19 protein-coding genes, 1 pseudogene, 1 riboswitch and 1 other annotated feature are annotated in these 26,007 nt (G+C 34.3%); of the genes and pseudogenes, 3 read left to right on the forward strand and 17 right to left on the reverse strand.

From position 1 onward, the window contains the following. The first annotated feature begins 127 nt into the window (after window positions 1-127). Window positions 128-1,348, forward strand: a complete 1,221-nt coding sequence (locus tag KA814_RS10245; protein WP_070038549.1) for a macrolide family glycosyltransferase — start codon at window positions 128-130, stop codon at window positions 1,346-1,348. Window positions 1,349-1,459: 111 nt separating this feature from the next. Here the strand turns inward: KA814_RS10245 and KA814_RS10250 are convergent, their stop codons facing one another. From KA814_RS10250 to hutH, 10 genes are all read right to left on the reverse strand, one after another. Then, window positions 1,460-2,743: an adenylosuccinate synthase gene (locus KA814_RS10250; RefSeq protein ID WP_070038546.1), complete on the reverse strand. Its 1,284-nt coding sequence runs from the start codon at window positions 2,741-2,743 to the stop codon at window positions 1,460-1,462. A gap of 291 nt (window positions 2,744-3,034) precedes the next feature. After that, a complete protein-coding gene (dnaB, locus tag KA814_RS10255; protein ID WP_070038543.1) occupies window positions 3,035-4,438 on the reverse strand; it encodes a replicative DNA helicase in 1,404 nt (467 codons plus the stop codon). A 30-nt stretch (window positions 4,439-4,468) separates the two neighbouring features. Continuing rightward, window positions 4,469-4,915, reverse strand: coding sequence for a 50S ribosomal protein L9 (rplI, locus tag KA814_RS10260; protein WP_046207185.1), 447 nt, complete (start codon window positions 4,913-4,915; stop codon window positions 4,469-4,471). Further along, window positions 4,912-6,879 carry a DHH family phosphoesterase gene (locus tag KA814_RS10265; RefSeq protein ID WP_046207184.1) on the reverse strand — a complete coding sequence of 656 codons (1,968 nt, stop codon included), beginning with the start codon at window positions 6,877-6,879 and terminating at the stop codon, window positions 4,912-4,914. Before KA814_RS10265 ends, rplI begins: the two co-directional genes overlap by 4 nt. A 14-nt stretch (window positions 6,880-6,893) precedes the next feature. Continuing rightward, window positions 6,894-7,820 carry a DUF2232 domain-containing protein gene (locus KA814_RS10270; protein ID WP_182478086.1) on the reverse strand — a complete coding sequence of 309 codons (927 nt, stop codon included), beginning with the start codon at window positions 7,818-7,820 and terminating at the stop codon, window positions 6,894-6,896. 278 nt (window positions 7,821-8,098) lie between these two features. Next, window positions 8,099-9,067 carry a homoserine O-acetyltransferase MetX gene (gene metX / locus KA814_RS10275; protein ID WP_046207182.1) on the reverse strand — a complete coding sequence of 323 codons (969 nt, stop codon included), beginning with the start codon at window positions 9,065-9,067 and terminating at the stop codon, window positions 8,099-8,101. A 61-nt stretch (window positions 9,068-9,128) separates the two neighbouring features. Beyond that, window positions 9,129-9,229, reverse strand: a riboswitch (SAM riboswitch). 127 nt (window positions 9,230-9,356) lie between these two features. Beyond that, window positions 9,357-9,686 (reverse strand): AzlD domain-containing protein, encoded by a 330-nt coding sequence (locus tag KA814_RS10280; protein WP_046207181.1) that lies wholly within the window; start codon window positions 9,684-9,686, stop codon window positions 9,357-9,359. Continuing rightward, complete coding sequence (locus tag KA814_RS10285; protein WP_046207180.1) at window positions 9,683-10,378, reverse strand: AzlC family ABC transporter permease; 696 nt, start codon at window positions 10,376-10,378, stop codon at window positions 9,683-9,685. Before KA814_RS10285 ends, KA814_RS10280 begins: the two co-directional genes overlap by 4 nt. 450 nt (window positions 10,379-10,828) lie before the next feature. Continuing rightward, window positions 10,829-12,118 (reverse strand): serine--tRNA ligase, encoded by a 1,290-nt coding sequence (gene serS / locus KA814_RS10290; protein WP_070038537.1) that lies wholly within the window; start codon window positions 12,116-12,118, stop codon window positions 10,829-10,831. A 65-nt stretch (window positions 12,119-12,183) separates the two neighbouring features. Beyond that, window positions 12,184-12,374, reverse strand: a binding site (T-box leader). 96 nt (window positions 12,375-12,470) lie between these two features. After that, window positions 12,471-13,973, reverse strand: coding sequence for a histidine ammonia-lyase (gene hutH, locus KA814_RS10295; protein ID WP_070038534.1), 1,503 nt, complete (start codon window positions 13,971-13,973; stop codon window positions 12,471-12,473). A gap of 374 nt (window positions 13,974-14,347) precedes the next feature. On the opposite strand from hutH, the gene KA814_RS10300 reads away from it, so the two are divergent. Further along, window positions 14,348-15,163, forward strand: a complete 816-nt coding sequence (locus KA814_RS10300; RefSeq protein ID WP_371090911.1) for an NAD(P)H-hydrate dehydratase — start codon at window positions 14,348-14,350, stop codon at window positions 15,161-15,163. A gap of 89 nt (window positions 15,164-15,252) precedes the next feature. Here the strand turns inward: KA814_RS10300 and KA814_RS13685 are convergent. The 7 genes and pseudogenes from KA814_RS13685 to dnaA form a co-directional block, all read right to left on the reverse strand. Next, a pseudogene (locus tag KA814_RS13685) lies at window positions 15,253-15,416 on the reverse strand (IS5/IS1182 family transposase); the annotation flags it as partial. A gap of 313 nt (window positions 15,417-15,729) precedes the next feature. Beyond that, window positions 15,730-18,417 carry a DNA gyrase subunit A gene (gyrA, locus tag KA814_RS10305; protein WP_204170821.1) on the reverse strand — a complete coding sequence of 896 codons (2,688 nt, stop codon included), beginning with the start codon at window positions 18,415-18,417 and terminating at the stop codon, window positions 15,730-15,732. A 35-nt stretch (window positions 18,418-18,452) separates the two neighbouring features. After that, entirely contained in the window at window positions 18,453-20,393 is a 1,941-nt protein-coding gene (gene gyrB / locus KA814_RS10310; RefSeq protein WP_176745302.1) for a DNA topoisomerase (ATP-hydrolyzing) subunit B, read from the reverse strand. 12 nt (window positions 20,394-20,405) lie between these two features. Next, the gene (gene recF / locus KA814_RS10315; RefSeq protein ID WP_046207175.1) at window positions 20,406-21,521 is read right to left on the reverse strand and encodes a DNA replication/repair protein RecF; all 1,116 of its coding nucleotides are present in this window, start codon (window positions 21,519-21,521) and stop codon (window positions 20,406-20,408) included. Next, window positions 21,518-21,751 carry a S4 domain-containing protein YaaA gene (yaaA, locus tag KA814_RS10320; RefSeq protein WP_174894798.1) on the reverse strand — a complete coding sequence of 78 codons (234 nt, stop codon included), beginning with the start codon at window positions 21,749-21,751 and terminating at the stop codon, window positions 21,518-21,520. The genes recF and yaaA overlap by 4 nt, the downstream gene beginning before the upstream one ends. Before the next feature lie 613 nt (window positions 21,752-22,364). Further along, window positions 22,365-23,495, reverse strand: coding sequence for a DNA polymerase III subunit beta (gene dnaN / locus KA814_RS10325; RefSeq protein ID WP_046207173.1), 1,131 nt, complete (start codon window positions 23,493-23,495; stop codon window positions 22,365-22,367). Between the two features lie 241 nt (window positions 23,496-23,736). After that, window positions 23,737-25,104, reverse strand: a complete 1,368-nt coding sequence (gene dnaA, locus KA814_RS10330) for a chromosomal replication initiator protein DnaA (RefSeq protein ID WP_107360060.1) — start codon at window positions 25,102-25,104, stop codon at window positions 23,737-23,739. Window positions 25,105-25,825: 721 nt separating this feature from the next. On the opposite strand from dnaA, the gene rpmH reads away from it, so the two are divergent. Beyond that, complete coding sequence (gene rpmH / locus KA814_RS10335) at window positions 25,826-25,963, forward strand: 50S ribosomal protein L34 (RefSeq protein WP_000240855.1); 138 nt, start codon at window positions 25,826-25,828, stop codon at window positions 25,961-25,963. The last annotated feature ends 44 nt before the right edge of the window (window positions 25,964-26,007 follow it).

Genomic DNA, 26,007 nt, shown 5'->3' on the forward strand with positions numbered 1-26,007 from the left:
GTGATTTGCTCTATAATTATCTACTTTTTCATTTTTATTTCAAAACTCAAATAATAAATACAAAATCTTTTTTGTTTTAAATTTATTTTGCTAAAATTATAATTAGTATAAATAAGGAGGCACAATATTGGCAAAAATATTATTTGTAAATCCAGGTTCTGCTGGACATGTAAACCCAACAATTGCAGTTGTTAAAGAACTAGTCAATCGTGGCGAAGAAGTTGTTTACTACGCGAGCGATATATATAAAGATAAATTGAAAGATACTGGTGCTGAAATTAGAACGTTACCTACAGAAGCGATTATGACAGCTTTCACTGATCATGAAAATCATCATTTATTTAATGTGATCAATGGTTTATTAAAAACTGTAGATATCATTGTGCCACAAATTTTAAGAGAAACTGAAAATGAGCATTTTGATTATATGATTCATGATTCTATGTTTAGTTGCGGTTATATATTAGCGCAAAAATTAAATTTACCATCGATTTCATCAGTATCTTCATTTGCCCATACAAAAACATCTTTTGAAACATTCATTAATCATTTAACTTCGACTGTGAGCAAACAAGAAATTCAACATGCTGATGAAACATTTAACACTTTGAAAGCCCATGTTGAATCAACATATGATGTAACCATTCCTTCCCGTTTTGAAGTCATGAATAACCCGGGAAATATTAATATCGCTTATGTAATGAAAGGATTCCAAGTCGGTTATGACGCCTTTGACCCTGAATATTACAAATTTGTTGGTCCTTCCATACTCGAACCTAAAGATTCTGGCTTTATGGATCACATTGATACCACACGACCAGTCGTTTATATTTCTCTTGGAACGGTATTCAATCAAAATATTGAATTTTTCAATCTTTGCTTTGAAGCATTTGCAGATATCGATGCTTCATTTGTTGTATCAATCGGTCATGATAATCAACTTGAAGATTTCAATGCGATACCATCTAATTTTACTGTTGAACATGTTGTGCCACAAACAGAATTATTGCAACATACGACACTATTTTTAACACATGCTGGTATGAATAGTACGAATGAAGCAATGTTGATGGAAGTACCTATGTTAGCTTTTCCACAAAGCGCGGATCAACCTGTTGTGGCTCGCCAAATCGAAAAACTACTTGTTGGTCGTCAGTTACAACTAGAAAATATAACGTCTCATGATTTAAAACAAATCGTCTTAAACATGCTAGATGAAATACCAAGCTATCAACGTAATATCAGAAAAGTTAAATCTATACAATCTAGTAATAAAACAGGTTATCAGCTAGCAGTCGATCACATTCTAAACTTTCGTAATCAATATGTAACACATTCAACGATATAAATAAAAACACCTTGTAACGATGTCCATCTCAGGCTACATCAACAAGGTGTTTCTTTCATATTAACATTTTATTATTTTACATTTATAAATCCGTTAACATAGGTTAACGACTTACCATAATGATTTTAATAAGTTTGTTTGATTACGGTCTGGTCCTACAGAGAAGATTGAAATTTGAACGTCACACAACTCAGAAATACGTTCTAAGTATCTACGTGCATTGTCTGGTAACTCATCTAATGAGCGACAACTTGTAACATCTTCAGTCCAACCTGGTAACGTTTCAAAAATCGGTTTACAACGCTGTAAGTCATTTAAGTTCGCTGGATATTCAGTAATTTCTTTACCGTCTAATTCATAAGCTGTACAAATCTTCACTTCTTTTAGACCTGTTAAGACATCGATAGAGTTGATTGATAAATCGGTAATACCACTCGCACGACGAGAGTGACGTAATACAACTGAATCGAACCAACCTACACGACGTGGACGGCCTGTAGTTGTACCGTATTCACGGCCAACTTCACGGATGTGGTGTCCATCATCATCAAATAGTTCTGTTGGGAACGGGCCATCACCGACACGTGATGTATAAGCTTTACATACGCCAATAACTTTAGATACGTAAGTTGGACCAACGCCACCACCAACAGTTACGTTACCTGCAACTGGGTTACTTGACGTAACAAATGGATATGTTCCGTGGTCGATATCTAACATAACGCCTTGTGCACCTTCAAATAATACTTTTTCTTCAGCTACAAATGCATCATCCAATACTTTTGCAGTGTCCGTAACGAACTCTGCTAAACGTTGGCCTGCTGCGTAATAAGTTTCAAAGATTTCTTCAAATGAAGGACATGCTTTATCAAACATACCTTTAAAATATGCTGATTTGTATTCAATATTTTCTTTTAATAATTTTTCAAACGTTTCTTTGTCTAATAAATCTGCTACACGGATACCGATACGTTGTGCTTTATCTACATAAGCAGGACCGATACCTTTTTTCGTAGTACCAATTTTATTATCTCCACGGCGTTCTTCTTCATATTCATCTTGTTTTATGTGATAAGGTAAAATAACTTGAGCACGATTTGAAATACGTAAATTATCTGTAGAAATACCTCTTTCATTTAAACCGTCTAACTCTTTCAATAATGCGACTGGATCTATAACTACACCATTTCCAATAACTGCTAGTTTTTCTTTATAGAAAATACCAGATGGTACTAAGTGCAATTTATATGTTTCGCCACCAAATTTAATTGTATGACCTGCATTGTTACCACCTGAAAAACGTGCAATAACATCTGCTTGTTCTGCTAAAAAGTCTGTGATTTTACCTTTACCTTCGTCTCCCCATTGTGTCCCAACAACTACGATTGATGACATATGAGCACCTCCAAGTTTTTCTCAATTAACCATTAAGTATTCTACCAATACCACACTAATAATGCAAACAAAAATCGAACATTGATTTTTTACATTTTTTCAAATTTTGTTGAGTGTCCAAAAAAGCTATTGCACACCTTAAACATAGTGTCATCAAGGTTTTCAAACCGATATCCACTTTTTCGCAACACATACTTCATCAAAAACGAAAGAACTAAAAACAAACAAAAACCGTACAATTAATAAAAGTATTTAAAAATCGTACGGAAAAATAAATTTTATTCTTTTTTCTTAACCCATGTCTGCATGTGCATAATCAATATCTGTAAATTTGTTATACTGCTTCATAAAATGTAATTTAACAGTCCCTGTTGGGCCATTACGTTGCTTCGCTATTATAATTTCAATCTCACCATTATCATCATTTGTTTGTGGTTCAAAGCTCGTATCTCCATCATCATCGTCTTCATCTTCGCCACGATTATAGTAATCATCACGATATAAGAATGCGACGATGTCAGCATCTTGTTCGATTGATCCTGATTCACGAATATCACTCATCATTGGCCGTTTATCTTGACGTTGCTCTACGCCACGTGATAACTGACTTAATGCTATAACCGGACATTCCATTTCTCTGGCAATCGCCTTTAATGTACGAGAAATCTCGGATACTTCTTGTTGTCGGTTATCTGAGAATCTCGAACCACTACCTGAGATTAATTGCAGATAGTCAATGACTACCATGTCTAAACCGTGTTCTTGTTTTAAACGACGGCATTTTGAACGAATATCTGTAATTCTAATACCTGGTGTATCATCAATAAATATCTTTGTTCTAGATAATTTACCTACTGCTATGGTAAAGCGATTCCAGTCTTCTTCCGTCATCATACCCGTTCTCAAACGGTTAGAATCTACGTTGCCAGAGCTACAAATCATACGTGTTGCCAATTGGTCAGCACCCATTTCCAGTGAAAATATACCTACTGAGAAATGGTCTTCATGTGTAGCAACTTTTTGCGCAATATTAAGTGCGAAGGCAGTCTTACCTACTGACGGTCTGGCAGCCAGAATAATTAAATCGTTACGGTTAAAGCCCGCAGTCATCTGGTCTAAATCTCGATAACCAGTTGGAATACCAGGCGTTTGACCACTATTTTGATCAAGTAATTCTGCATTCTCATACACTTCTCCAAGCACATCTCTAATATCTTTGAATCCATCACTTTCACGTGTAGATGACAATTCTAATATTCGACGTTCTGCATCGTTCAATATTGTATCTAATTCTAATTCATCATTATAACCATCGTTAGCAATGCTATCAGCAGTTTGTATCAACTTACGTTTTGTTGCATGCTTAAATACGATATCTGTATAATATTGAATATTTCGAGTTGTCGGTACATTACTAGATAATTCTGCTAGATATTGTGGGCCACCCGCTTCATTTAGTCGTCCTTCATGTGACAGTTGATCCATAATTGTAACCACGTCAATATCTTTATTATCTTCGTTGAGGTTCATCATGGCTCTAAAGATGTGTTGATGCGCGCCTCTATAAAAGGACTCAGGAAGTAAGACTTCCTGAGTTCTGTTTATCAATTCCGGATCTATGATAATGGCACCTAAGACAGATTGTTCAGCCTCATTACTGTGGGGCATTTGATTTTGTTCATACATTCCATCCATTATGATTACACCTCATATCTCAATCCGTTTTTATTGTTCAACTGTGTGTACACGAATTGTACCTTCTACTTCTTTATCTAATTTAACTGGTACATTTGTGTAACCCAAGGCATGTATACCGTTTGGTAAATCCATTTTACGCTTGTCAATTTTAATATCGTGTTGTTGTTGTAGTGCTTGAGCGATTTGTTTAGTACTTACTGAACCAAATAATTTTCCCGCATCGCCTGTTTTAGCAGATACTTCAACTTCAATTTGACTCAATGTTTCTTTTAATTTTTTAGCATCTTCAATTTCTTGTTGGCGTTCCGCTTCTGCAGCTTCATTTTTCTTTTCAAGTTGTTTTAAATTACCTGGTGTAGCTTCTACTGCATAATTTTTCTTCAATAAGAAGTTGTTGGCATAGCCTACTGGTACATCCTTAACTTCGCCTTTTTTACCTTTACCTTTAACGTCTTGTGTGAATATTACTTTCATGAATTTTCACTCCTACTCATTTGTTCTGTTATAGCTTGTTGTAATTGTTCGATTGCTTCATCAACAGTGACATCTTTTAATTGTGTAGCTGCATTTGTTAAATGGCCACCGCCACCAAGTGCTTCCATTGTCAGCTGAACATTAACTGCACCGAGTGAGCGGGCAGACATACCGACTAAATTATCTTCTCTTCTAGCAACTACATACGAAGCTTCTACACCATCTAAACTTAACAGTTCATCCGCTGCTTGTGCAACTGTTACAGGATGATAGATTTTTTCGTTCGAACCATGTGCAATTGCGACACCGTTGTCTTGTAGTTTCACTGTTTGGATTAATTCAGTACGATTAATGTACGTATCTAAGTCATCTTTCAAGAAGTGCTGCGTTAATATTGTATCTGCACCATGTGCACGTAAATAACTTGCCGCATCAAATGTTCTTGAACCTGTACGCAATGTGAAATTACGTGTATCTACAATAATACCTGCAAACATAATTGTCGACTCTAAACGTGTTAATCGTTGTTCTGTTGGTTGATATTCTAGCAATTCAGTCACTAGTTCTGCAGTTGAACTTGCATATGGTTCCATATAAACCAATAGTGGACTAGAGATAAAGCTTTCACCACGTCTATGATGATCAATCACAACTTTACGATTAGCTTTGTTTAATATGTTTTCGTCAATAACCATTTCTGGTTTATGTGTATCTACAACTACTAAAGTTGTCTTAGACGTCATGACGTCCCATGCTTCGTCAGATGTAATAAAACGCTCTTTTAGTTCAGGCTTTTCATCGACTGCATTCATCACACGACGTAACGTCGGATCTATATCTGAATCATTCAACACAATGTAAGCATCCAAATTGTTCATCATAGCGAATCGTGAGACACCAATCGCTGCACCAATAGCATCTAAGTCAGGACGCGTATGTCCCATAATGATGACTTTGTCGCCTTCCATTAATATATCTTTTAGTGCGTGAGAAATCACACGTGCTCTAACACGTGTACGTTTCTCCATAGGGTCAGTCTTACCACCATAAAAACGCACATTTCCGTTCATATGCTTAATCGCAACTTGGTCGCCACCACGACCTAATGCTAAATCAAGTCCAGATTGAGATAATTCACCTAAATCGATTAAATTCTCTGAGCCTTCACCCACACCAATACTTAATGTCAATTGCGCACGGTAACCCACACTTTTTTCACGTAATTGACTCAGTATACTAAAATTAGATGCTTCAATTTCATTTAAAATACGTTGGTTTAAATAGGCAACAAATTGGTCTGAACTATAACGCTTGAAATAAATGTTATATTCAGTTGCCCATCTACTGATTACACGCGTGACCATAGAGTTAATCTCTGAACGTTGCGTATCATTCATATTTTGCGTGATCTCATCATAGTTATCTAAAAATAGTGTTGCAATAATTGGTTTAGATGCTTCATATAATTCTTGTGTATGTATTTCTTCTGTTATATCGAAGAAATACAATACATGTTCTTTTTCTGAATATCTCACGCGATAGTGATATTCATTTTCTTGAATTTCCACTTCTTGTGTTTTTTCTAACTGTTTTAATATATTAGGATATACCTCATTGACTGGATCAGAAATTACATTTCGATCTAGACGATCCGACATAAATTGGTTCATCCACTCTATGTTTTCGTTTTCATCTAAGATAATCATCCCAATAGGTAATCTTTTAATAGCAGTATTACTGCTTGCTGAGATTTTTCCACTCAGATTATCTACATAGTTATCCAATTTTTGTAAAGCTTGTCTTACCATTAGTACTGTCCCTACGATTATGATGAGTAATACAACAGTAGCTATACCTGCAATCAATTGATTAAAAATAAACCAAACGACGACAAGCGCTATTGCTGTGAGCACCATAATAATAAATGGTAAAATCAACGCTTTTTTAGTGGATTGACGGTTCATTTTTCCACCTCAAATCATTTTTTAATGATACGTTTTAAATTGATACATAAATCTACAAATCCCAGGAGACTCACAATATGTGTTAATGGCATTAAAATTGTCCCTATTACCATTAATATCACTGTAAGTGCTGGCGGCATTGATTTCGCTTTTCCGAAAAAGTGAATCACACTTAACCCCTGAATGTACATACATAATGATAACACAATTTCAAAGTTTAAGACGATCGTTTGAAACGCACTTGGTTGCGTTGAAAACATAACACAAATTAATACAATAATATACATCCATAAGACAGAACGCTTCATTTGCCAAGCATATAATGGTTTGAATATGGGTGTAGCGATTTTGAATTTACGCAAGATTGGAAAAGTGATAATTAAATTGATTAATATAAGTAGAAATACGCCAATGATTATATAACTTGGTAGTTGTACTGCTGATTGGCGGAAAGCCTCTTCAAACATTTGTTTATAATCTGCGTTGACTGAAGCGCTGGAAATTATTTGATACATCTGTTCTTTAATCGGTTTGATTAATGAAGCAGCACTCGATATTTTTTTTGATGCTTGTAACACCATAAATGCAATTAATGCAATAATACTAATAAAAGTCGTTGTTATATATAGTATACGTTCTTTTGATGTTCGTTCTTTTAATAATTGACCCACTACAAAACTTACTACGAACAAGAGGATCATGATACTTAACACGAATATATTACCTAATAACGTAGTTAGCACAACTGTAATGACTGCCGTTAAGCCAAAAGATTCTACAGATTTATGCCATAAAATAATACCTGGAATTGTTGCAAATAAACTCAACACGAGTCCAAGTATCGGTAATATATGTAAAGCTAAAGCAACTATAATTAACGTAATTACACTAAGTATAGTGGCTTTAGTATGTATTTTAGAAAACAAATTCGCCACTCCTATACAATTTTTGTCTATGTTTATTATTTTAACCTCTTTAAAACTTTTATACAATTATTGACAATCCTTTTTGTCAGAAGTTCAATATCGGGGCCAATATCTGAAAACGAACGCCTTTTTAAATTGCATTTCCGTCGTTGATTCCAACTTCAAATTTCATATTTTGCTCGCTATAAAAAAAGAAGACATCATAGGAAAACAGTTATTTTAACTTTCATAAAGGATAAAATAACTATCCCAGACGTCTTATCATACAAAATAAACTAAAATAAATCATATCGTTATTTTCTTTTGAACTTAGAAACTTTTAAAAAATGATATAAATTAGGTGCCCAATCATTAAAGTTCAATAAGAAACCATCATGTCCTACATTATCTGGCACAAAGCAATGCTTGTGATATTTAAATCGCGCACCTGTGGCATATACTAAATCGTCTGGATATAACAAATCATCCGTAAAGCCCATAGTCATAACCTTAGTATCCAGACGTCCAAACACTTCATCTACATCAGTACGATCTCTATCTATATCGTGGCTATCTAAGACGTCTAGCAGGCTTAAATAACTCAATGGATCAAAATGCTTTTTAAACTTGTTCCCCTGATGTTTCTGGTAGTTTACAACTTGATCAGGTGTAAATCGTCTATCATAACTTTTGGAGGAGCGATACGTTAAGAAACCAAGTTGCCTTGCTATGCTCATACCTTCACCATGATCTAATCGAATCGCCTGTCTCGCAATTTCATTAAATGCACGACTATATGAGGAAGTCTTATCAGTCGCAGCTAAAATTACTGCTTTATCTACTTCAAATTTATGATTATACAATAATTCCAGCGCTTGCATACCTCCTAAAGACCCACCGATTAAAATACTAATTCGATCAAACCCTAATGTTTGAATACCTAATTCGATTGCATTGACAATATCACGCAATGTTAAATGCTTAGGAAAATCAGCATCTGTAAATGGCGAACTGGAACCATACGGACTACCGATCACGTTAAATGTTAAAAATTGATAATCATGTATAGGCATGTATCCCCCATCTATAATCTCTCTCCACCAACCAGGATTGTCATCCGTACCATAGGTCAAATGATTACCAGTCAGTGCATGGCATACAAGCACAAGTGGCTGTCCTTCATATCCAACATGTTCATAACGTAATTTTAAATTTAAAATCGTTTCACCTGATTCAGTTGTAAATGGTCCCAATTCTAATGTATCAACCGTATAATTTGTCATCATTTACCTCCTACTTAGTAAAAAAACTTCTCACCTATTTATAATAAGTAAGAAGTTACAATACTTATTATTCGAGCGAATCGTTGGTATTAGCACCGTGCTTATTAAAGTCGGTTGCTGAAGCTTCATTGGGCCAAATCCCTCTGCTTCTCGAAATAAGATTTAATTTTAATTGTAAAAAGCTGTGCATAAATCAAATATCCATTTTAACAAGTATTTCATTAAAATTATCAAAATTTTCTAATTATTGCTATTTTAACGGATAATGGGAGTCACTTCAATAATATCTTTAAAATATCCATCTTAAAATTGCCATTATTAAAATACCACTGACAATCGTAATCGTTAAACTCCGTGTAATAATGGCAATGATTATTGTTGGAAGCATCGTCACTAAAAACGGCAAATTAACACTATAAACCATTGAGCCTTCATGTTGTTCTAGGACGCCGTCTACAATCAATGCAGTAAATAATGTGATGGGAATGAAAGAAAGCCACTTTACGACTGTCTCAGATAGTTTGATTTTTGTAATTAATATAAAAGGTATAATACGTGTCAACCACGTTACCACACCGCATAAAACAATAATTAATAACATATGTAAAGTCGTTGTCATTTATCGATCACCACCCCTAATCCCGCAGTAATTGTCGACGCTATGATGATTGCTACGTATGAAGGCATAAAGAAACTTAAAATAAGCATTAACAAAATTACACAAACAATTAATACTAAATATGTCTTAACTTGTGACTGCTTAATAGCATCGAATTGCGAAACAGCTAGGAATATAAACATTGCAGTAATAGCAAAATCTAACCCAAATGCATCGGGATTCGTTATGTACTTACCAAAAATAGCACCAACAACACTTGCAAATGTCCAAAATAAATATGCAGTGATATTTAATCCATGTAGCCAACGATCATTGATTTTTTCACCTTTTAGATGTGGTGTAATAGCGACACCAAATGTTTCATCTGTAATCAGAGAAGACATGGCTATACGATTCCAAAACCCATATCCTTTATAACTTGGTGCTAAGGTCATACTTAATAAAAACATCCTAGAATTCACAATAAATGTCGTTAAGACAATTGCAGAAATTGGAGTTCCAGCAATGACTAATGCACAAATAATGAATTGTGCTGCGCCTGCATAAATAAGTAAACATAATAAAATAATTTCAATTAAATTGAAACCTGAAGCCACTGCAACAATACCAAAGGAAAGACCAACACCAGCATAACCTAACAAAGTCGGTACACATTCTTTTACACCTTGCTTAAAAGTTAGATGTGTTGTCATCATGCCACCTCCCAAATATTTTATAAAAATAATAGAACTAGTTTAATACAAAGCAAAAGACATATTCAATATCTTTAGACTGAGGTATGTATGGCCTAAGACTTACCGGCGTCTAAAAACATTATTAAATTGGCATTTTATATTTCAGAATATTGTGTTATTATTTTAGACTCACCCCTTATCATTTGAATAAAATAAGTCATTTTACAAATTTAAAAAACTGAAAACTGAGATATTTAACACCTCCCCTCCCCTTTCTTTACTTTAAAAATATTAAGCCATTTAATAGATTAAAAGCCTTATAATTCATTATTCGTATAAAATGAGAGGTTGAGACATTCATTTATCTCAACCTCTACTTGCACTTCAGTATTAACTTGTAACCACTATTTTGAAAGTTTAATATTTAAACTATCTCAAATATCGCTGATGAATTCATTTAAACGAATTCTATTTTTCTTTAACTGGGTGTATCACTGTTTTACCACCCATATATGGTACTAATGCATCTGGAATAGTGACTGAACCATCTTCATTTTGATAGTTTTCTACGATTGCAGCAAATGTACGACCTACTGCTAAACCACTTCCATTCAATGTGTGCACTAATTCTGGTTTTGCTGCTTTCTCACGTTTAAAACGAATATTAGAACGACGTGCTTGGAAATCAGTAATATTTGAACAAGAGCTAATTTCTTTGTACTCATTATAGCTTGGTAACCATACTTCTAAGTCATACGTTTTGCTTGAGCCAAAGCCTATGTCACCTGTACATAAAATAACTCTACGATACGGTAAGCCTAACTCTTCTAAAATTGCTTCTGCATGTTCTGTCATTTCCTCTAACGCTTGCCAAGAATTTTCTGGTTTTTCAAAACGTACCATCTCTACTTTATCGAATTGATGTAATCGGATTAATCCTCTTGTATCTCTACCAGCTGAGCCCGCTTCACTACGATAACACGCTGATTGCGCAGTAAATTTAGCAGGTAAGACATCCGGACCAATAATTTCATTGCGATAATAATTTGTTAATGGTACTTCTGCTGTTGGAATTGTATATAATCCTTCTTTTTCAATTTTGAATAAATCTTCTTCAAATTTTGGTAATTGGCCAGTACCATACATTGAATCAGCATTTACTAATTGTGGTACCATCATTTCTGTGTAACCATGTTGCGTCGTATGTTTTGTAACCATATAATTCATTAATGCTCTTTCCAACTGTGCACCTTCGCCAGTTAAGAACACGAATCTTGCTCCTGCGACTTTTGCGCCTCGTTCAAAATTAGCCATTTGCAATGACTCTACTAGATCCCAATGTGCTTTTTCATCAAAATCAAATTTCCTTGGTGTGCCCCAACGCTTTAATTCGACATTATCTTCATCAGAATCGCCTTCAGGTACATCATCATGAATTGTATTTGGAATGCGAGATAATAAGTCTTCTAATTCTTTATCCACATCATTTAAATCATTGTCTAACAATTTGATGTCATCACCTAATTTTCTCATTTCTGCGATTACATCATCTGCATTTTCTTTATTGCGTTTTTTTTCAGCAATTTCACCGCTTACTTTGTTACGTTCAGCTTTCATTTCCTCAGCTTTACGAATTAATTCACGGCGTTTGTCATCAAGTGATAATACATCATCTACTACTTTTGTATCCATACCACGTTTTGCAACTTTGTCTTTTAAAAACTCTGGGTCATTACGAAATAGTTTAATGTCTAACATGTCACTTTCCATCCTTTCAATTTCTATTTTTTAAGAATAGAACACAAAAAAGACCACATCCCTGTACAAGGGACGTGGTCTTTACGCGTTGCCACCCTATTTAACAGTCAAAAGAGACTGCACTTTCACCAAAATAACGGTTAAACCCGATTGTTCTCATATAGTAGGTAGATTCACATTGACCCTGATTACTTGTTCTCACTAACCACAAGCTCTCTGAAACCAGAAGTGCAACACTACTTATCCTACGAACAATAGCTTTATTTACTTGATTTCAATATAGCAAATAACCTATTACTTTTCAAGGCCAAGAATATGCAATCGCTGAATGTTCATTAAAAATTCACTCAACTTAATTAGTATAAGCTTGATCTAATAAATACTGTGAAACAGCTTCTATATCTTTATGAAATTGGCGATCTTCAGTGATAGATGGTACAACTTTTCGTAAAGTTTGATATTTTTCATAAGTTTTAGGTGATAATTTTTCGACATCTTTATATTCTACCGCTTGAAGTGCGATAATTGCTTCTATTGCTAACACACGACGTGCATTTTCAATCATTTGGTAGCCATGGCGTGAAGCAATTGTCCCCATAGAAACATGGTCTTCTTGATTAGCTGATGATGGAATAGAATCCACACTAGCAGGGTGTGCGAGTGTTTTATTTTCCGAAACAAGACTTGCAGCTGCATATTGCATAATCATCGCGCCACTCTGTAAACCCGGTTGAGGGCTTAAAAATGCTGGCAAACCATTGTTTAATTGTGGATTTACTAATCTCTCTAGACGTCTTTCCGAAACATTAGCTAATTCACTTACCCCTAACTTTAAGAAATCTAATGCAAATGCAATCGGTTGGCCATGGAAATTCCCTCCAGAAATAACCAATGTTTCATCATCTTCATCAAATATTAATGGATTGTCGTTCGCCGCATTCATTTCAAATTCAAGTTTTTCTTTTACATAATTAAACACTTGGAAGCTTGCGCCGTGTATTTGTGGAATACAGCGTAATGTATAAGCATCTTGAACGCGAATTTCTCCTTGTGTCGTTGTTAATTTAGAACCTTCGAGCCAGTCTAACATGCGTGAAGCAACATCTATCTGTTCTGGAAAATTTCGAGCGTGATGCACTTTTTCATGATATGCATCCGTAATGCCATTTAAAGCTTGATGTGTTAATGCAGCAATCCACTCTGCTTGGTAACCAATATCTTCCGCTTCTATATAATTAATTACACCTTGTGCAGTCATAGCTTGCGTACCATTAATTAAAGCTAGACCTTCTTTAGCCTGTAAGCTCAAAGGTTCACGATTTAATAAATTTAAGACATACCGACTGTCTTCTTCTTCACCTTTATAATAGACATTACCTTCTCCAATCAACGCCAAAGCTAAATGTGAAAGTGGTGCTAAGTCACCCGATGCACCAAGAGATCCTTGTTGTGGAATAACTGGAATAATTCTGTTGTTAATAAAATATATGATTTGATCTACTAAATCGATTGTCACACCAGAATGACCTTTTAACAATGTGTTTAGACGTAAAACCATCATCACTAACGCGACATCTTGTGAAAAAGGTTTTCCGATACCACATGCATGTGAACGAATTAAATTGGCTTGTAATTGATTGTATTCTCCCTCATCAATACGTACATCACTGAATAAGCCAAATCCAGTCGTTATACCATAAATTGTTTCTTTATCATCTATAATCTTTTCTACTGTTACACGGCTCTGTTTTACACGTTCATAAGCATCCTCTGTTACTTTTACATCATCACTTTGATATAAAAAATCTTTAATTGCATTTATTGTTAAATTTTCACCATTAAGCTGTAATGTCATTTCCCCATCTCCTGACTTCTAATGATTTTCAATTAATTAGAGTATACGCTTCCATATTTTTAAGAACAATAGGTTCATCCATATCCGTAACATGGTATTAAATTAGTATTTTACTAAGATAAAGATGGCAAATTTATTATTTCTAAAAATAAACAAATTCTTAATGCTTTTACCTATTGACTAAAATGCAAACCAGGTATAATATTTTCTATTGTATTTAAAAAATAAATTAAAAATAGCAACAGAGAAAAGCTTTCATAATACTTATAAACACACAATTTTTCTCAGAAAGCACAAAATTACAAATCAACAATATAATGATTAAATATACAAATTAAAAGTTGAAATAACTAATAGAATTAAAGGGGGTTTCAATGTTGGAAACAATTTCATCAGTAAGCATTCCAAAACGTAAAGATGAAACGCATAAAGGTGATTATGGCAAAATTCTTTTAATTGGAGGAAATGCGAATCTAGGTGGGGCAATCATGCTTGCTGCACGCGCTTGTGTCTATAGTGGTAGTGGCTTAATTACAGTAGCTACACACCCAACAAATCATGCAGCGCTACACTCACGTTGTCCTGAAGCAATGGTGATTGATATCAATGATACTAAAATGCTCACTAAAATGATTGAAAATACAGATTGTATCTTAATTGGTCCTGGATTAGGATGTGATTTCAAAGGAAATAATGCTATCACGTTCTTATTACAAAACATTCAACCACATCAAACGCTTATAGTGGATGGAGATGCTATTACTATATTTAGTAAATTAAAACCAGATATTCCAACTTGCAATGTTATTTTCACACCACATCAAAAAGAGTGGGAACGCTTAAGTGGGATCGCAATAGAAGAACAAACATATGAACGTAATCGCGAAGCTGCTGATAGAATTGGGGCAACAATTGTATTAAAAATGCATGGCACTGAAATCTATTTCAAAGATGAGGATTACAAACTGCCAATCGGCACGCCTGCGATGGCAACAGGTGGCATGGGGGATACACTTGCTGGTATGATTACAAGTTTTGTAGGTCAATTCGACGACACGAAAGAAGCGGTTACGAGTGCCACTTATACACATAGTTATATCGGTGAAGAACTATCAAACAAAATGTATGTAGTCCCACCTTCCCATTTAATTAGTGAAATTCCATATGCTATGAAAGCATTGGAAAGTTAAATCAACATCGGTGATAAAAATTTTTAAAACCAAAATAAAATGTATCTGAGACATAAAATGCTTAGACAAATGAAAAGGCAATTTCTATTGGGGTGATATGTTGTTGCACTACGTGATGTTTAAATGCATCGAATACATTTTCAGGGATTGTTTCAACGATTTCATTCACATATCGTGACATATCATTTGTGGGATACTGATCTTAAGTTTCTATTGGTAGTATATGTTGAGTCAAGTTATCATCTTTATATATGCCTCTCGTTAATTTAATAGTGCTGATTAAATTATACGTAAAGGCTTTTTGGAATAACAAAATATAAATTGTACCGATTTTGTAATGTGCTGACACCCGAGGGAATCTTGTGAGTGAGAGACTATAGGCTCGCACCATGCCCTAGGCAAGCATGTACAGTCAATCGTCAGACTTTAAATATAAAGAGGGTCAATCCATATTAAGGATTGACCCTCTTATATTTTGAGAATGGGGATTTATGTCCCAAACTCACTTGTGTATTTAAATGTTTTAATTTTGAATACAGCTATTGGTTTACTGCTAAAAATTGAGATTATTCGTCGTCTTCGTTTTCAGTTTCTTCATTATCACTATTATCAATATCTTCATTGATACGGTCCATAAAGTCTTTTCTCACTTCTTGACGACCATCTTCATCTGAATCTTCTTCAACTTCGGTATGCACAATGCCTTCTGATAGTTCATCTGATACTACAGATTCTGATTGTTGATTGTCACTTGTAGCGCCTTCAATTTGTTCATTATCTGCTTCTTGTAGTTCAATTTCTTCAGCTTCTTTTTCTTCTTCATCTACTTTAGCAACAGTAGAAACAAATTGATCATCGTTTAATTTAATCAATCTCACACCTTGAGCTGCACGTCCATTTTGTGAAATATCTTCAACGCCTATGCGGATAATTACACCGGCATTTGTAACAATCATCAAGTCTTCTTTACCTTCAACGGATGTGATACATACCACTTGACCGTTACGTTCTGTAATCGTAGCAGTCTTAATACCTTTACCACCACGGTTAGATAAACGATATTCGCTAACTGGCGTACGCTTACCGTAACCATTTTCAGTCACAACTAGAATTTCATCATCTGTTTCTGCTTTAGTAACATCTAATCCGACGACTTTGTCGCCTTCTCTTAATGTAATACCTTTAACACCGGCAGCTGTACGACCTAAAGGACGTAATGCCGACTCATTAAAGCGGATTAAAGAACCGTGAGCTGTACCGATTAATATATCATCTTCACCATCTGTTAAACGCACAGCTATCAATTCGTCATCTTCTTTGAAACCAATCGCAATCTTACCATTTTTGTTAATATGTGAGAAGTTACGTAATGCTGAACGTTTAACGATACCATTTAACGTTGCAAATACTAAGTAATCTTCTTCGCTTTCTAAATCTTTGACGGCGATCATTGTACTAATTGTTTCATCATTATCTAGTTCAATCGCATTGACTACTGGTATACCTTTAGACTGACGGGAGAGTTCCGGCACTTCATATCCTTTAAGTTTATACACTCTACCTTTATTCGTGAAGAATAAGACATGATCATGCGTACTCAACGTAACAAGTTGACTTACAAAATCTTCTTCTAAGGTCTGCATACCTTGTACACCACGACCACCACGATGTTGCGCTCTATATGTTGAAACGGGTAGGCGTTTAATATAGTTATTGTGACTTAATGTAATGACGATTTGTTCTTCTGGTATTAGGTCTTCGTCTTCAATGTGGTCGAGACCGCCCATTTGAATTTCTGTTTTACGTTCGTCTCCATAGCGTTCACGAACATCAATTAACTCATCACGAACAAGTTGTAATAGTTTTTCTTCGTCTGCAAGAATCGCTTTTAATTCTTCTATATATGCAATTAATTCATTATATTCAGATTCAATTTTATCTCTTTCTAAACCTGTTAAACGTCTTAATCGCATATCAAGGATGGCTTGCGCTTGTCGTTCAGTAAGTTTAAATTGTTCTTGCAAGCTTGCCATTGCAACTTTATCTGTTTCAGATTCACGAATCACACGAATAATTTCATCAATGTGGTCTAATGCGATTCTTAATCCTTCTAAAATATGTGCACGGTCTTGTGCCTTTTTCAAGTTGTATTCCGTTCTTCTTCTTACGACTATCTTTTGATGTTCAAGATATTCAACTAATGCTTCTTTGAGGTTAATCAATCTCGGTCTACCATCAACTAAAGCAATCATATTAACACCAAATGATGTTTGTAATGGTGTTTGTTTATATAAGTTATTTAATACAACACTAGCGTTGGCATCTTTACGTATATCAATCACAACACGTACACCAGTACGTAAACTTGTTTCGTCACGTAAATCTGTAATGCCGTCAATTTTTTTATCACGTGCCAATTCGGCAATTTTTTCAATCATGCGTGCTTTATTTACTTGGTACGGAACCTCAGTAACAACAATACGTTGACGACCGCCGCCACGTTCTTCAATTTCAGCTCTTGCTCTCATTTGAACTGAACCGCGTCCAGTTTCAAATGCACGGCGTATGCCACTTCTACCAAGAATAATCCCTGCTGTAGGGAAGTCTGGCCCTTGGACATCTTCCATTAATTCTGAAATCGTAATGTCTGGATTATGACTTAAACTTAATACACCATTAATCACTTCAGTCAAGTTATGTGGCGGTATATTAGTAGCCATACCTACTGCGATACCTGATGCACCATTTACGAGTAAATTTGGAAATCTTGATGGTAAGACTGCCGGCTCTCTTTCATTGCCGTCATAGTTATCAACAAAATCAATCGTATCTTTGTTAATATCTCTCAACATTTCGAGTGTGATTTTAGACATACGCGCTTCTGTATAACGCATCGCCGCTGCTCCATCACCATCCATAGAACCAAAGTTACCTTGGCCATCAATTAAAGGATATCGATAGCTGAAGTCCTGCGCCATTCTAACCATAGCTTCGTAAATCGAGTAGTCACCGTGAGGGTGATATTTACCCATAACGTCCCCAACAATACGCGCAGATTTCTTATATGATTTATCAGGTGTCATGCCTTGTTCGTGTAAGCCGTATAATATACGTCGATGTACTGGTTTTAAACCATCTCTAACATCTGGTAGCGCACGTGAAACGATAACGCTCATCGCATAATCTAGGAACGATTCACGCATCTCATTCGTTATATTTCGTTCATTTATTCTTGATTCAGGTAATTCAGCCATCAAGATATCCTCCTTCAAAAATTCAGTTCATTGTCTTAGAAATCTAAGTTTGCATAGACTGCATTATCTTCAATAAACTGTCTACGGTTCTCAACAACATCGCCCATTAACATTTCAAAAACTTGGTCAGCTTCAATCGCATCCTCCAATGATACTTGTAACATAGCTCTGTTTTCAGGATTCATAGTAGTTTCCCATAATTGGTCAGCATTCATTTCACCAAGACCTTTGTAACGTGCAATAGACCATTTTGGACTTGGATCTAATTGAGCTTTAAGTTTTTCTAGTTCACGTTCGTTAAACACATAGTATTTCTGTTTACCTTGTGTCAACTTGAATAATGGTGGCTGTGCAATATAAACATAGCCCGCTTCAATTAACGGTCTCATAAAACGATAGAAGAATGTTAATAATAATGTTCTAATATGTGCACCATCAACATCGGCATCTGTCATAAGGATAATCTTGTGATAGCGTGCCTTACTTAAATCAAATTCTCCACCAATACCAGTACCAAAAGCAGTAATCATAGAACGTATTTCATTATTATTTAAAATTCTATCTAAACGTGCTTTTTCAACGTTCAATATCTTACCACGTAAAGGTAAGATGGCTTGCGTTTCTGAGTCACGTCCAGATTTTGTAGACCCCCCGGCAGAGTCACCTTCGACGATGAAAATTTCACTACGAGAAGGGTCTTTACTAGAACAATCAGCCAGTTTTCCTGGTAAACTAGAAACTTCTAATGCGGATTTACGACGTGTCACTTCACGCGCTTTTTTAGCTGCAAGACGTGCTTGTGAAGCCATAATTCCTTTTTCTACGATTGTTCGACCTACTTGTGGATTTTCATATAAAAAGCGTTCAAATAACTCAGAGAATATACGATCAACAACTTGACGTACTTCGGAATTACCTAATTTCGTTTTAGTTTGTCCTTCGAATTGTGGATCACCATGTTTGATTGAAACAATAGCTGTTAAACCTTCACGTGTATCTTCACCTGAAAGTCTTTCTTTATCTTCCTTCATAATTTTACTGTTAAGACCATAGCTATTTAACACACGTGAGAGCGCTCGTTTAAAGCCTTCTTCATGAGTCCCACCTTCATAAGTGTGTATATTATTTGCGTATGTTAAAAGATTCGTAGCATAACCTTTATTGTATTGAAGCGCTATTTCAACTTCAATATCATCTTTGGATTGATGCACATAAATCGGTTCTTCATGAATAGGTTCTTTATTTTCATTTAACATTTCAACGTAAGATTTTATACCACCTTCATAGTGATACGTATCTTCACGAACCTCTTCTTCTCTTTCATCTCTTAAAGTAATTGAAATACCTTTATTTAAAAATGCTAGTTCTCTGATACGTTGTTGCAATACTTCATAATTGTATGTTGTTGTTTCAGTGAATATCTCAGGATCAGCTTTAAAACGAATCGCAGTACCAGTAGAACCAGTACTCTCATTGGTTTTACCAATGATTTTCAAATCAAACTGAGGGATACCTTTTTTGTATGCTTGGTGATATATATTTTCATCTTTATATACATATACTTCCAAATCTTCCGATAAAGCATTTACAACAGAAGACCCCACACCATGGAGACCACCAGAGACTTTATAACCGCCTCCACCGAATTTACCACCGGCATGTAGTACAGTTAGAATAACCTCAACGGCAGGACGTCCCATTTTCTCTTGTATACCAACAGGGATACCACGGCCGTTATCTGTTACTTTTATCCAATTATCTTCTTCAATAATAACTTCGATTTGGTCAGCATAACCAGCAAGTGCTTCGTCAATACTGTTATCAACAATTTCCCAAACTAAGTGATGCAGCCCTCTTTCTGAAGTTGAGCCTATATACATACCTGGTCTTTTACGAACCGCTTCTAGACCTTCTAATACCTGAATCTGACCAGCACCATAATCTTCCGTGTTGTTCACATCTGACAATGCTTCCACCTTCACTTTCCGTTACTTTATAATTTCGCCATTATTAATGCGATAAAGTTTAGCGTTTTTCATAATTTCATGATCAATGCCATCAACTGATGTTGTCGTCACAAATGTTTGTACTTTATGTTGAATTGTGCTCAATAAATGAGACTGACGTGAATCATCTAATTCACTTAACACATCATCTAGCAATAAAATGGGGTACTCGCCTACTTCAATATTCATCAGTTCAATTTCTGCAAGTTTGATTGATAACGCCGTCGTTCTTTGCTGTCCTTGCGAACCGTAAGTTTGAGCATCCATACCATTTACGTTGAAACCTAAATCATCTCTGTGAGGGCCAAACAAACAGACACCTCTATCTTTTTCACGCTCTTTGTTATCATCTAGTAAAGTTAAGACTTCCTCTAAGCGTTCCGTCTCACTTTTTTCTTCAGCATCTAATTTGATACTAGGAAGGTACTTTAATGACAGTGTTTCATTCTCATCCGTAATACCAGAATGAATAGGTTTGGCTAATGATTCTAGTTCTTTAATAAAATGTTCACGTCTTAATGTAACTTTGAGTGCATATGCTGCAAATTGTTGGTTTAAGACGTCAAGCATAGTGCTATCAGTCTTTTGACCATATTGCAATTGCTTCAAATAATTATTCTTTTGTTTTAAAATTCTTTGATATTGAGACAAATCGTTTAAGTAAACAGCTGAAATTTGTCCAAGTTCCATATCTATAAATCTACGTCTTATTTGAGGTGCCCCTTTGACAATGTTTAAATCTTCAGGTGCAAACAAGACAACGTTTAAGTGGCCTATATACTGTGTTAGCCTACTTTGTTCTAAGTGATTGATTTTAACCTGTTTACCCTTTTTAGTTATAAACATCGTTAAAGGCATTTCTCCATATCTATAACTGAGTTCACCCTCTATTTTAGCATAGTCTCGATCAAAACGTATGAGTTCTTTATCATTTGATGTTCTGTGACTTTTAGCTAATGCTAATGTATAAATAGATTCTAATAAATTAGTCTTCCCTTGCGCATTTTCACCAATCAATATATTGACTTCAGGGTGACAATTTAGGGTAATTGACTCATAGTTACGATAATTGTCTAGCTGGAGTGTCTTTAGTTTCATTCTTCACCTTGATGTATAATCAAAAATGAACCGACTTCTGGTATAACGATGTTATCTTGATGGTTTAATTTTTTACCACGACGTATTTCGCGCTCACCATTGATCATTACTTCAAAATCTTGCAGGAACCATTTCGCTTGACCACCAGATTCAATAATACCTTCTGTCTTTAGAAATTGCCCTAAAGTAATGTCTCCATCAACAATTACTTCTTCAACCAAATCAATCACTCCATTCCTTTTAAACTCATCTATATATTATACCTTTTTTCGAGAAAAATTTCATGCAAAATGCAGATGGAAAGCGTTTTCTTATGTATGATTTTTAATATTTTTGAAAATTATTTATAAAGGTACTTTTAACAATGTAATACTCATATATTATAACAAACTTTTATTCGTATTATTCTATTTCTTTTAAAAATATTCTAACTAAATAATTATTTATTAATGTTTTTAACTACGCAATACTTCATAAAAGTATTTTTATATAAAGCGAATGGCTAATATTGTGATTTTGAATTTTAAAGACTTTCTCAGCTTAATTATTAATTTTAGGTATCATAAGTCTAAAAAAGTTTAAGTTGCTTATATTTAAGCTCTAAGTAGCTTGTACGTATCTTTGAATATTTATTATTAATATATCTTTATCAATATACACGTTTCATTTTATGAAATTACTTCTAAAAAAAAGAGTGAGACAATGATTTAAATGTGACAGAGTTTAAGACAAGATAAAATTCTGACCTTTTCTACTTAAGTTGTCTCACTATGCTTTAAATATCCATATTATAAAAACCCGAGACATCAATTTGTCTCAGGTTCTATCTCTTTAAACAAAAGTTTAATATGTTCTGATTGGTAAAATTAATTGTGTAACTGAATCATCATCTTTTGGTTTTAAAATAAATGGTTTCATCGTACCAAAGAACTCAACTTCCACTTCATCGTTATCGATTGCTTTTAGTGCATCCATCATATACTTAGAGTTGAATGAAATTTTTAAATTGCCACCATCAACGTTATCCGCTTTTACTTCTTCTTTTACAGTACCGATTTCTGGTGATGTAGAGGATAATTCAACTAATTCATTACCTGTACTTAATTTAATAACATTGTTTCCACCTTCACGTGCTAATAGAGAGGCACGATCAATAGCATGATAGAAATCTCCGTTATCGATGCCTATTTTAATTTCATAGTTTTCTGGGAATAAACGTGAAGTATCTGGATAGTGACCTTCTAAGAGACGTGATATAAAGTTTATATTTCCGACTTTAAATAGCACTTGGTTTGAAGCAAAGAAAATATCGATATCTTCTTCACTATCTGACATAATTTTATTTAATTCTGCTAAAGCTTTACCTGGAATAATGACATTTTTATTTTCAGATTCATCTTCTAAAGCTACTTTTCGCACAGCTAAGCGGTGTGAGTCAGTCGCTGTGCATATTAATTCATTATCCTGTATAAGCCAGTTAACACCAGTGAGTACTGGACGTGTTTCTGAGGTGGACACTGCGAAATTTGTTTGTGCTATCACGTTTTTAAGGACTTTTACAGATAATTGAATCGCATCATCACGTGAAACTTGTGGTAATAAAGGATATTGATCTGGATCTAAACCACTTAAATTAAATTCTGAATGTCCAGAAGTTATTAAAGTTTGGAATTGTTCATTTGTTGATAATTTAACTTCTTTTCCTGGTAGTTTTTTAATAATATCTACAAAGAAACGACCAGGGAGTACAACTGAACCAGTTTCTGCAACTTCAATAATATCTTCTCCATCTACTTGTTTAGGAATTGTAATTTCTATTGAGATTTCTGAATCTGAACCAGTAAGTATGACTTCATTGTTTTTAACTTCAATTTTTATACCCGTTAGTATCGGTAATGTAGTTCTTGGGGAGATTGCTTTTAATGTGTCATTTAATTGATTTATAAAATAATCTCTTCTAATTGTAAATTCCATTTTTAAACTCCTTCCAGTCGTTTATATAATAATTATATAGGTTTTAAACCCGTAGTAATAGTAGTAGGGCTTGTGGATTAGGGGATAACTCAAATTAATACAATCATGTCATTGTTTGACGACTGTGGATAACTTGTGCACAGTGTGTACTACTTTTGCACATTGTCCACAAAGTTAAAAAAATAAGTTATTTTGTTATACCTCTAAATTGATTCATTAATCTGTTATAGTACAGATTGTTTTATTGGTTTCTAATTTCTTTTTCAAGATTTTCGACTTCTTGTTTAAATGTCGGATCATTATTGATATCCTTCACAATTTTTTCATGTGCATGAATAACAGTAGTATGATCACGTCCACCAAACTCTTCCCCGATTTTAGGTAGTGAGAAGTCGGTTAATTCACGTGATAAATACATTGCAATCTGACGTGGATATGCAATTGATTTTGTACGCTTTTTGGCACTAAAGTCTTCTATTCTCACACTATAGTATTCTCCAACAACTTTTTGGATATCTTGTATAGTAATTTTTTTAGATTTAGGTGCTTGGATGATATCTTTTAGCGCAGCTGCTGTTAATTCAGTTGTGATCGGTTGTCCTTGTAATTTTGAAAAGGCTAATACGCGATTAAGTGCACCTTCAAGTTCACGTATATTAGATTGTATTTGATTAGCGATATACGTCAGGGCTTCAGTAGGAATATTTATATTTTCTTCACCAATTTTTTTCTGTAAAATTGCCATTCTTGTTTCGTAATCCGGTGGAGTAATGTCTACTATTAATCCCCATTCAAAGCGAGAACGTAATCTGTCTTCTAATTTAGCAATTTCTTTAGGTGGTCTATCACTAGAAATAACAATTTGCTTATTCGCTTGATGTAAATCATTAAATGTGTGGAAAAATTCTTCTTGAGTTTGCTCTTTGTTTTGAATAAATTGTATATCATCTATTAAGAGCACATCGATATTACGATATTTTTCTCTAAAACGTTCAGTTTTATTGTCTCGGATAGATTTAATGAATTCATTAGTAAATTTTTCACTAGATGTATAGATTACTTTGGCATCTGGATTATTATCTAATACATAATGGCCAATAGCATGCATTAGATGGGTTTTACCTAATCCCACACCACCATATATAAATAATGGGTTATATGCTTGGGCTGGTGCTTCAGCTACAGCTAAACTTGCAGCATGTGGGAATCTGTTTCCGGGGCCGATGACGAATGTTTCAAATGTATTATTGATATTGAATTGTTCATCCCCCATTTTTGCTACATCCACTGTATCAAGATCTATCTCTTTTTCATCAGTACTCTGATTAGCATCTTGCTTTTTTTCAGATTTTAAACTTTCTAATTCATCTTCAGAGTAAAATACTGGCGTAATTTTATGACCAATAGCTTCATATAATGCAGATTGTACGATTTCAACATAATGTGTCTTTAACCAATTAGCTACAAAGGGATCGTCAATGACTACAATAGCTTCATCATTTTGCAACGAATAAAGTTTTGTATCTTTCAAAAAAGTTTGATAGCTAGGATAGCTGACTTTTTCTTGAGCTAAAGTTAAAACGTTTTCCCAAATTTCTTGTTCTGACATAATAGCAAACTCCAACTTTCTATATTTTAAAAGTTATACACAGAAATAACATGTGTGAATAAACATAATCACAAGCTGTTAATAATTATCCACAAGTTACACACATTCAGTGGATAACTCACAGTAAATTATAAGTTATACACAACCATTTAGGATATATTTTTATAAATTAATCCCTTATTTATCAATATTTACATAACTTATCCACACAATTATACTTTTTAACAAACACCTCTGTCAAATGGATGTGAATATGTTGTTAAATCGTCAATAAACCTGTGTATAGATGGAATATTATCCACAAAACAAGCGTGTATATCTGTGAATAAGTGGATAACTTACAAGAATGAATAGTCTATCAAAAAATAACCAATTTGTGGTTTTGGGAAATAATTTATAAAAGTGTATGAAATTTGTATAATTGAAAAATCGATAGATTTGAAGCGAAAAATATTTATATGCTAAAGTGGATCTACTATATTAATAGATGTATTTATCAATACAGTTTTAAAGTATCAAGTGCTGATTTGCATTATTAGCAAGATGAAAATATGCTTGAAATTGATGCTTGCTTTATAAAAAAGATTTTGTTATATTGTAGTAGTTGCTTGAATTATGACTAGAAATTAATAATATTAAATCAAGACTTGAAGCAAAAAGCTTATATTAATTTATCTATTATAATAATTAGATAACCGAATACAGATGGAGGTGTTTTTGCATGGTAAAACGTACTTATCAACCAAATAAACGTAAACATAGTAAAGTTCATGGTTTCAGAAAACGCATGAGCACAAAAAACGGTCGTAAAGTTTTAGCGCGTCGTCGTCGTAAAGGCCGTAAGGTATTATCAGCATAAGATCACTGACTCATCAGTGGTCTTTTTTTTGGTTTAAAATAACG

The organism is Staphylococcus sp. GDY8P196P (assembly GCF_017891705.1).
In the GTDB taxonomy this organism is placed as follows: Bacteria; Bacillota; Bacilli; order Staphylococcales; family Staphylococcaceae; genus Staphylococcus; species Staphylococcus ureilyticus.

Coding starts and splice junctions, on each gene's coding strand:
- KA814_RS10250 (WP_070038546.1), bottom strand. CDS start 2,743: ATGTCATCAATCGTAGTTGTTGGGACACAATGGGGAGACGAAGGTAAA.
- dnaB (WP_070038543.1), bottom strand. CDS start 4,438: ATGGATGGAATGTATGAACAAAATCAAATGCCCCACAGTAATGAGGCT.
- rplI (WP_046207185.1), bottom strand. CDS start 4,915: ATGAAAGTAATATTCACACAAGACGTTAAAGGTAAAGGTAAAAAAGGC.
- KA814_RS10265 (WP_046207184.1), bottom strand. CDS start 6,879: ATGAACCGTCAATCCACTAAAAAAGCGTTGATTTTACCATTTATTATT.
- metX (WP_046207182.1), bottom strand. CDS start 9,067: ATGACAAATTATACGGTTGATACATTAGAATTGGGACCATTTACAACT.
- KA814_RS10280 (WP_046207181.1), bottom strand. CDS start 9,686: ATGACAACGACTTTACATATGTTATTAATTATTGTTTTATGCGGTGTG.
- KA814_RS10285 (WP_046207180.1), bottom strand. CDS start 10,378: ATGACAACACATCTAACTTTTAAGCAAGGTGTAAAAGAATGTGTACCG.
- serS (WP_070038537.1), bottom strand. CDS start 12,118: ATGTTAGACATTAAACTATTTCGTAATGACCCAGAGTTTTTAAAAGAC.
- hutH (WP_070038534.1), bottom strand. CDS start 13,973: ATGACATTACAGCTTAATGGTGAAAATTTAACAATAAATGCAATTAAA.
- KA814_RS10300 (WP_371090911.1), top strand. CDS start 14,348: ATGTTGGAAACAATTTCATCAGTAAGCATTCCAAAACGTAAAGATGAA.
- gyrA (WP_204170821.1), bottom strand. CDS start 18,417: ATGGCTGAATTACCTGAATCAAGAATAAATGAACGAAATATAACGAAT.
- recF (WP_046207175.1), bottom strand. CDS start 21,521: ATGAAACTAAAGACACTCCAGCTAGACAATTATCGTAACTATGAGTCA.
- dnaN (WP_046207173.1), bottom strand. CDS start 23,495: ATGGAATTTACAATTAGAAGAGATTATTTTATAAATCAATTAAATGAC.
- dnaA (WP_107360060.1), bottom strand. CDS start 25,104: ATGTCAGAACAAGAAATTTGGGAAAACGTTTTAACTTTAGCTCAAGAA.
- rpmH (WP_000240855.1), top strand. CDS start 25,826: ATGGTAAAACGTACTTATCAACCAAATAAACGTAAACATAGTAAAGTT.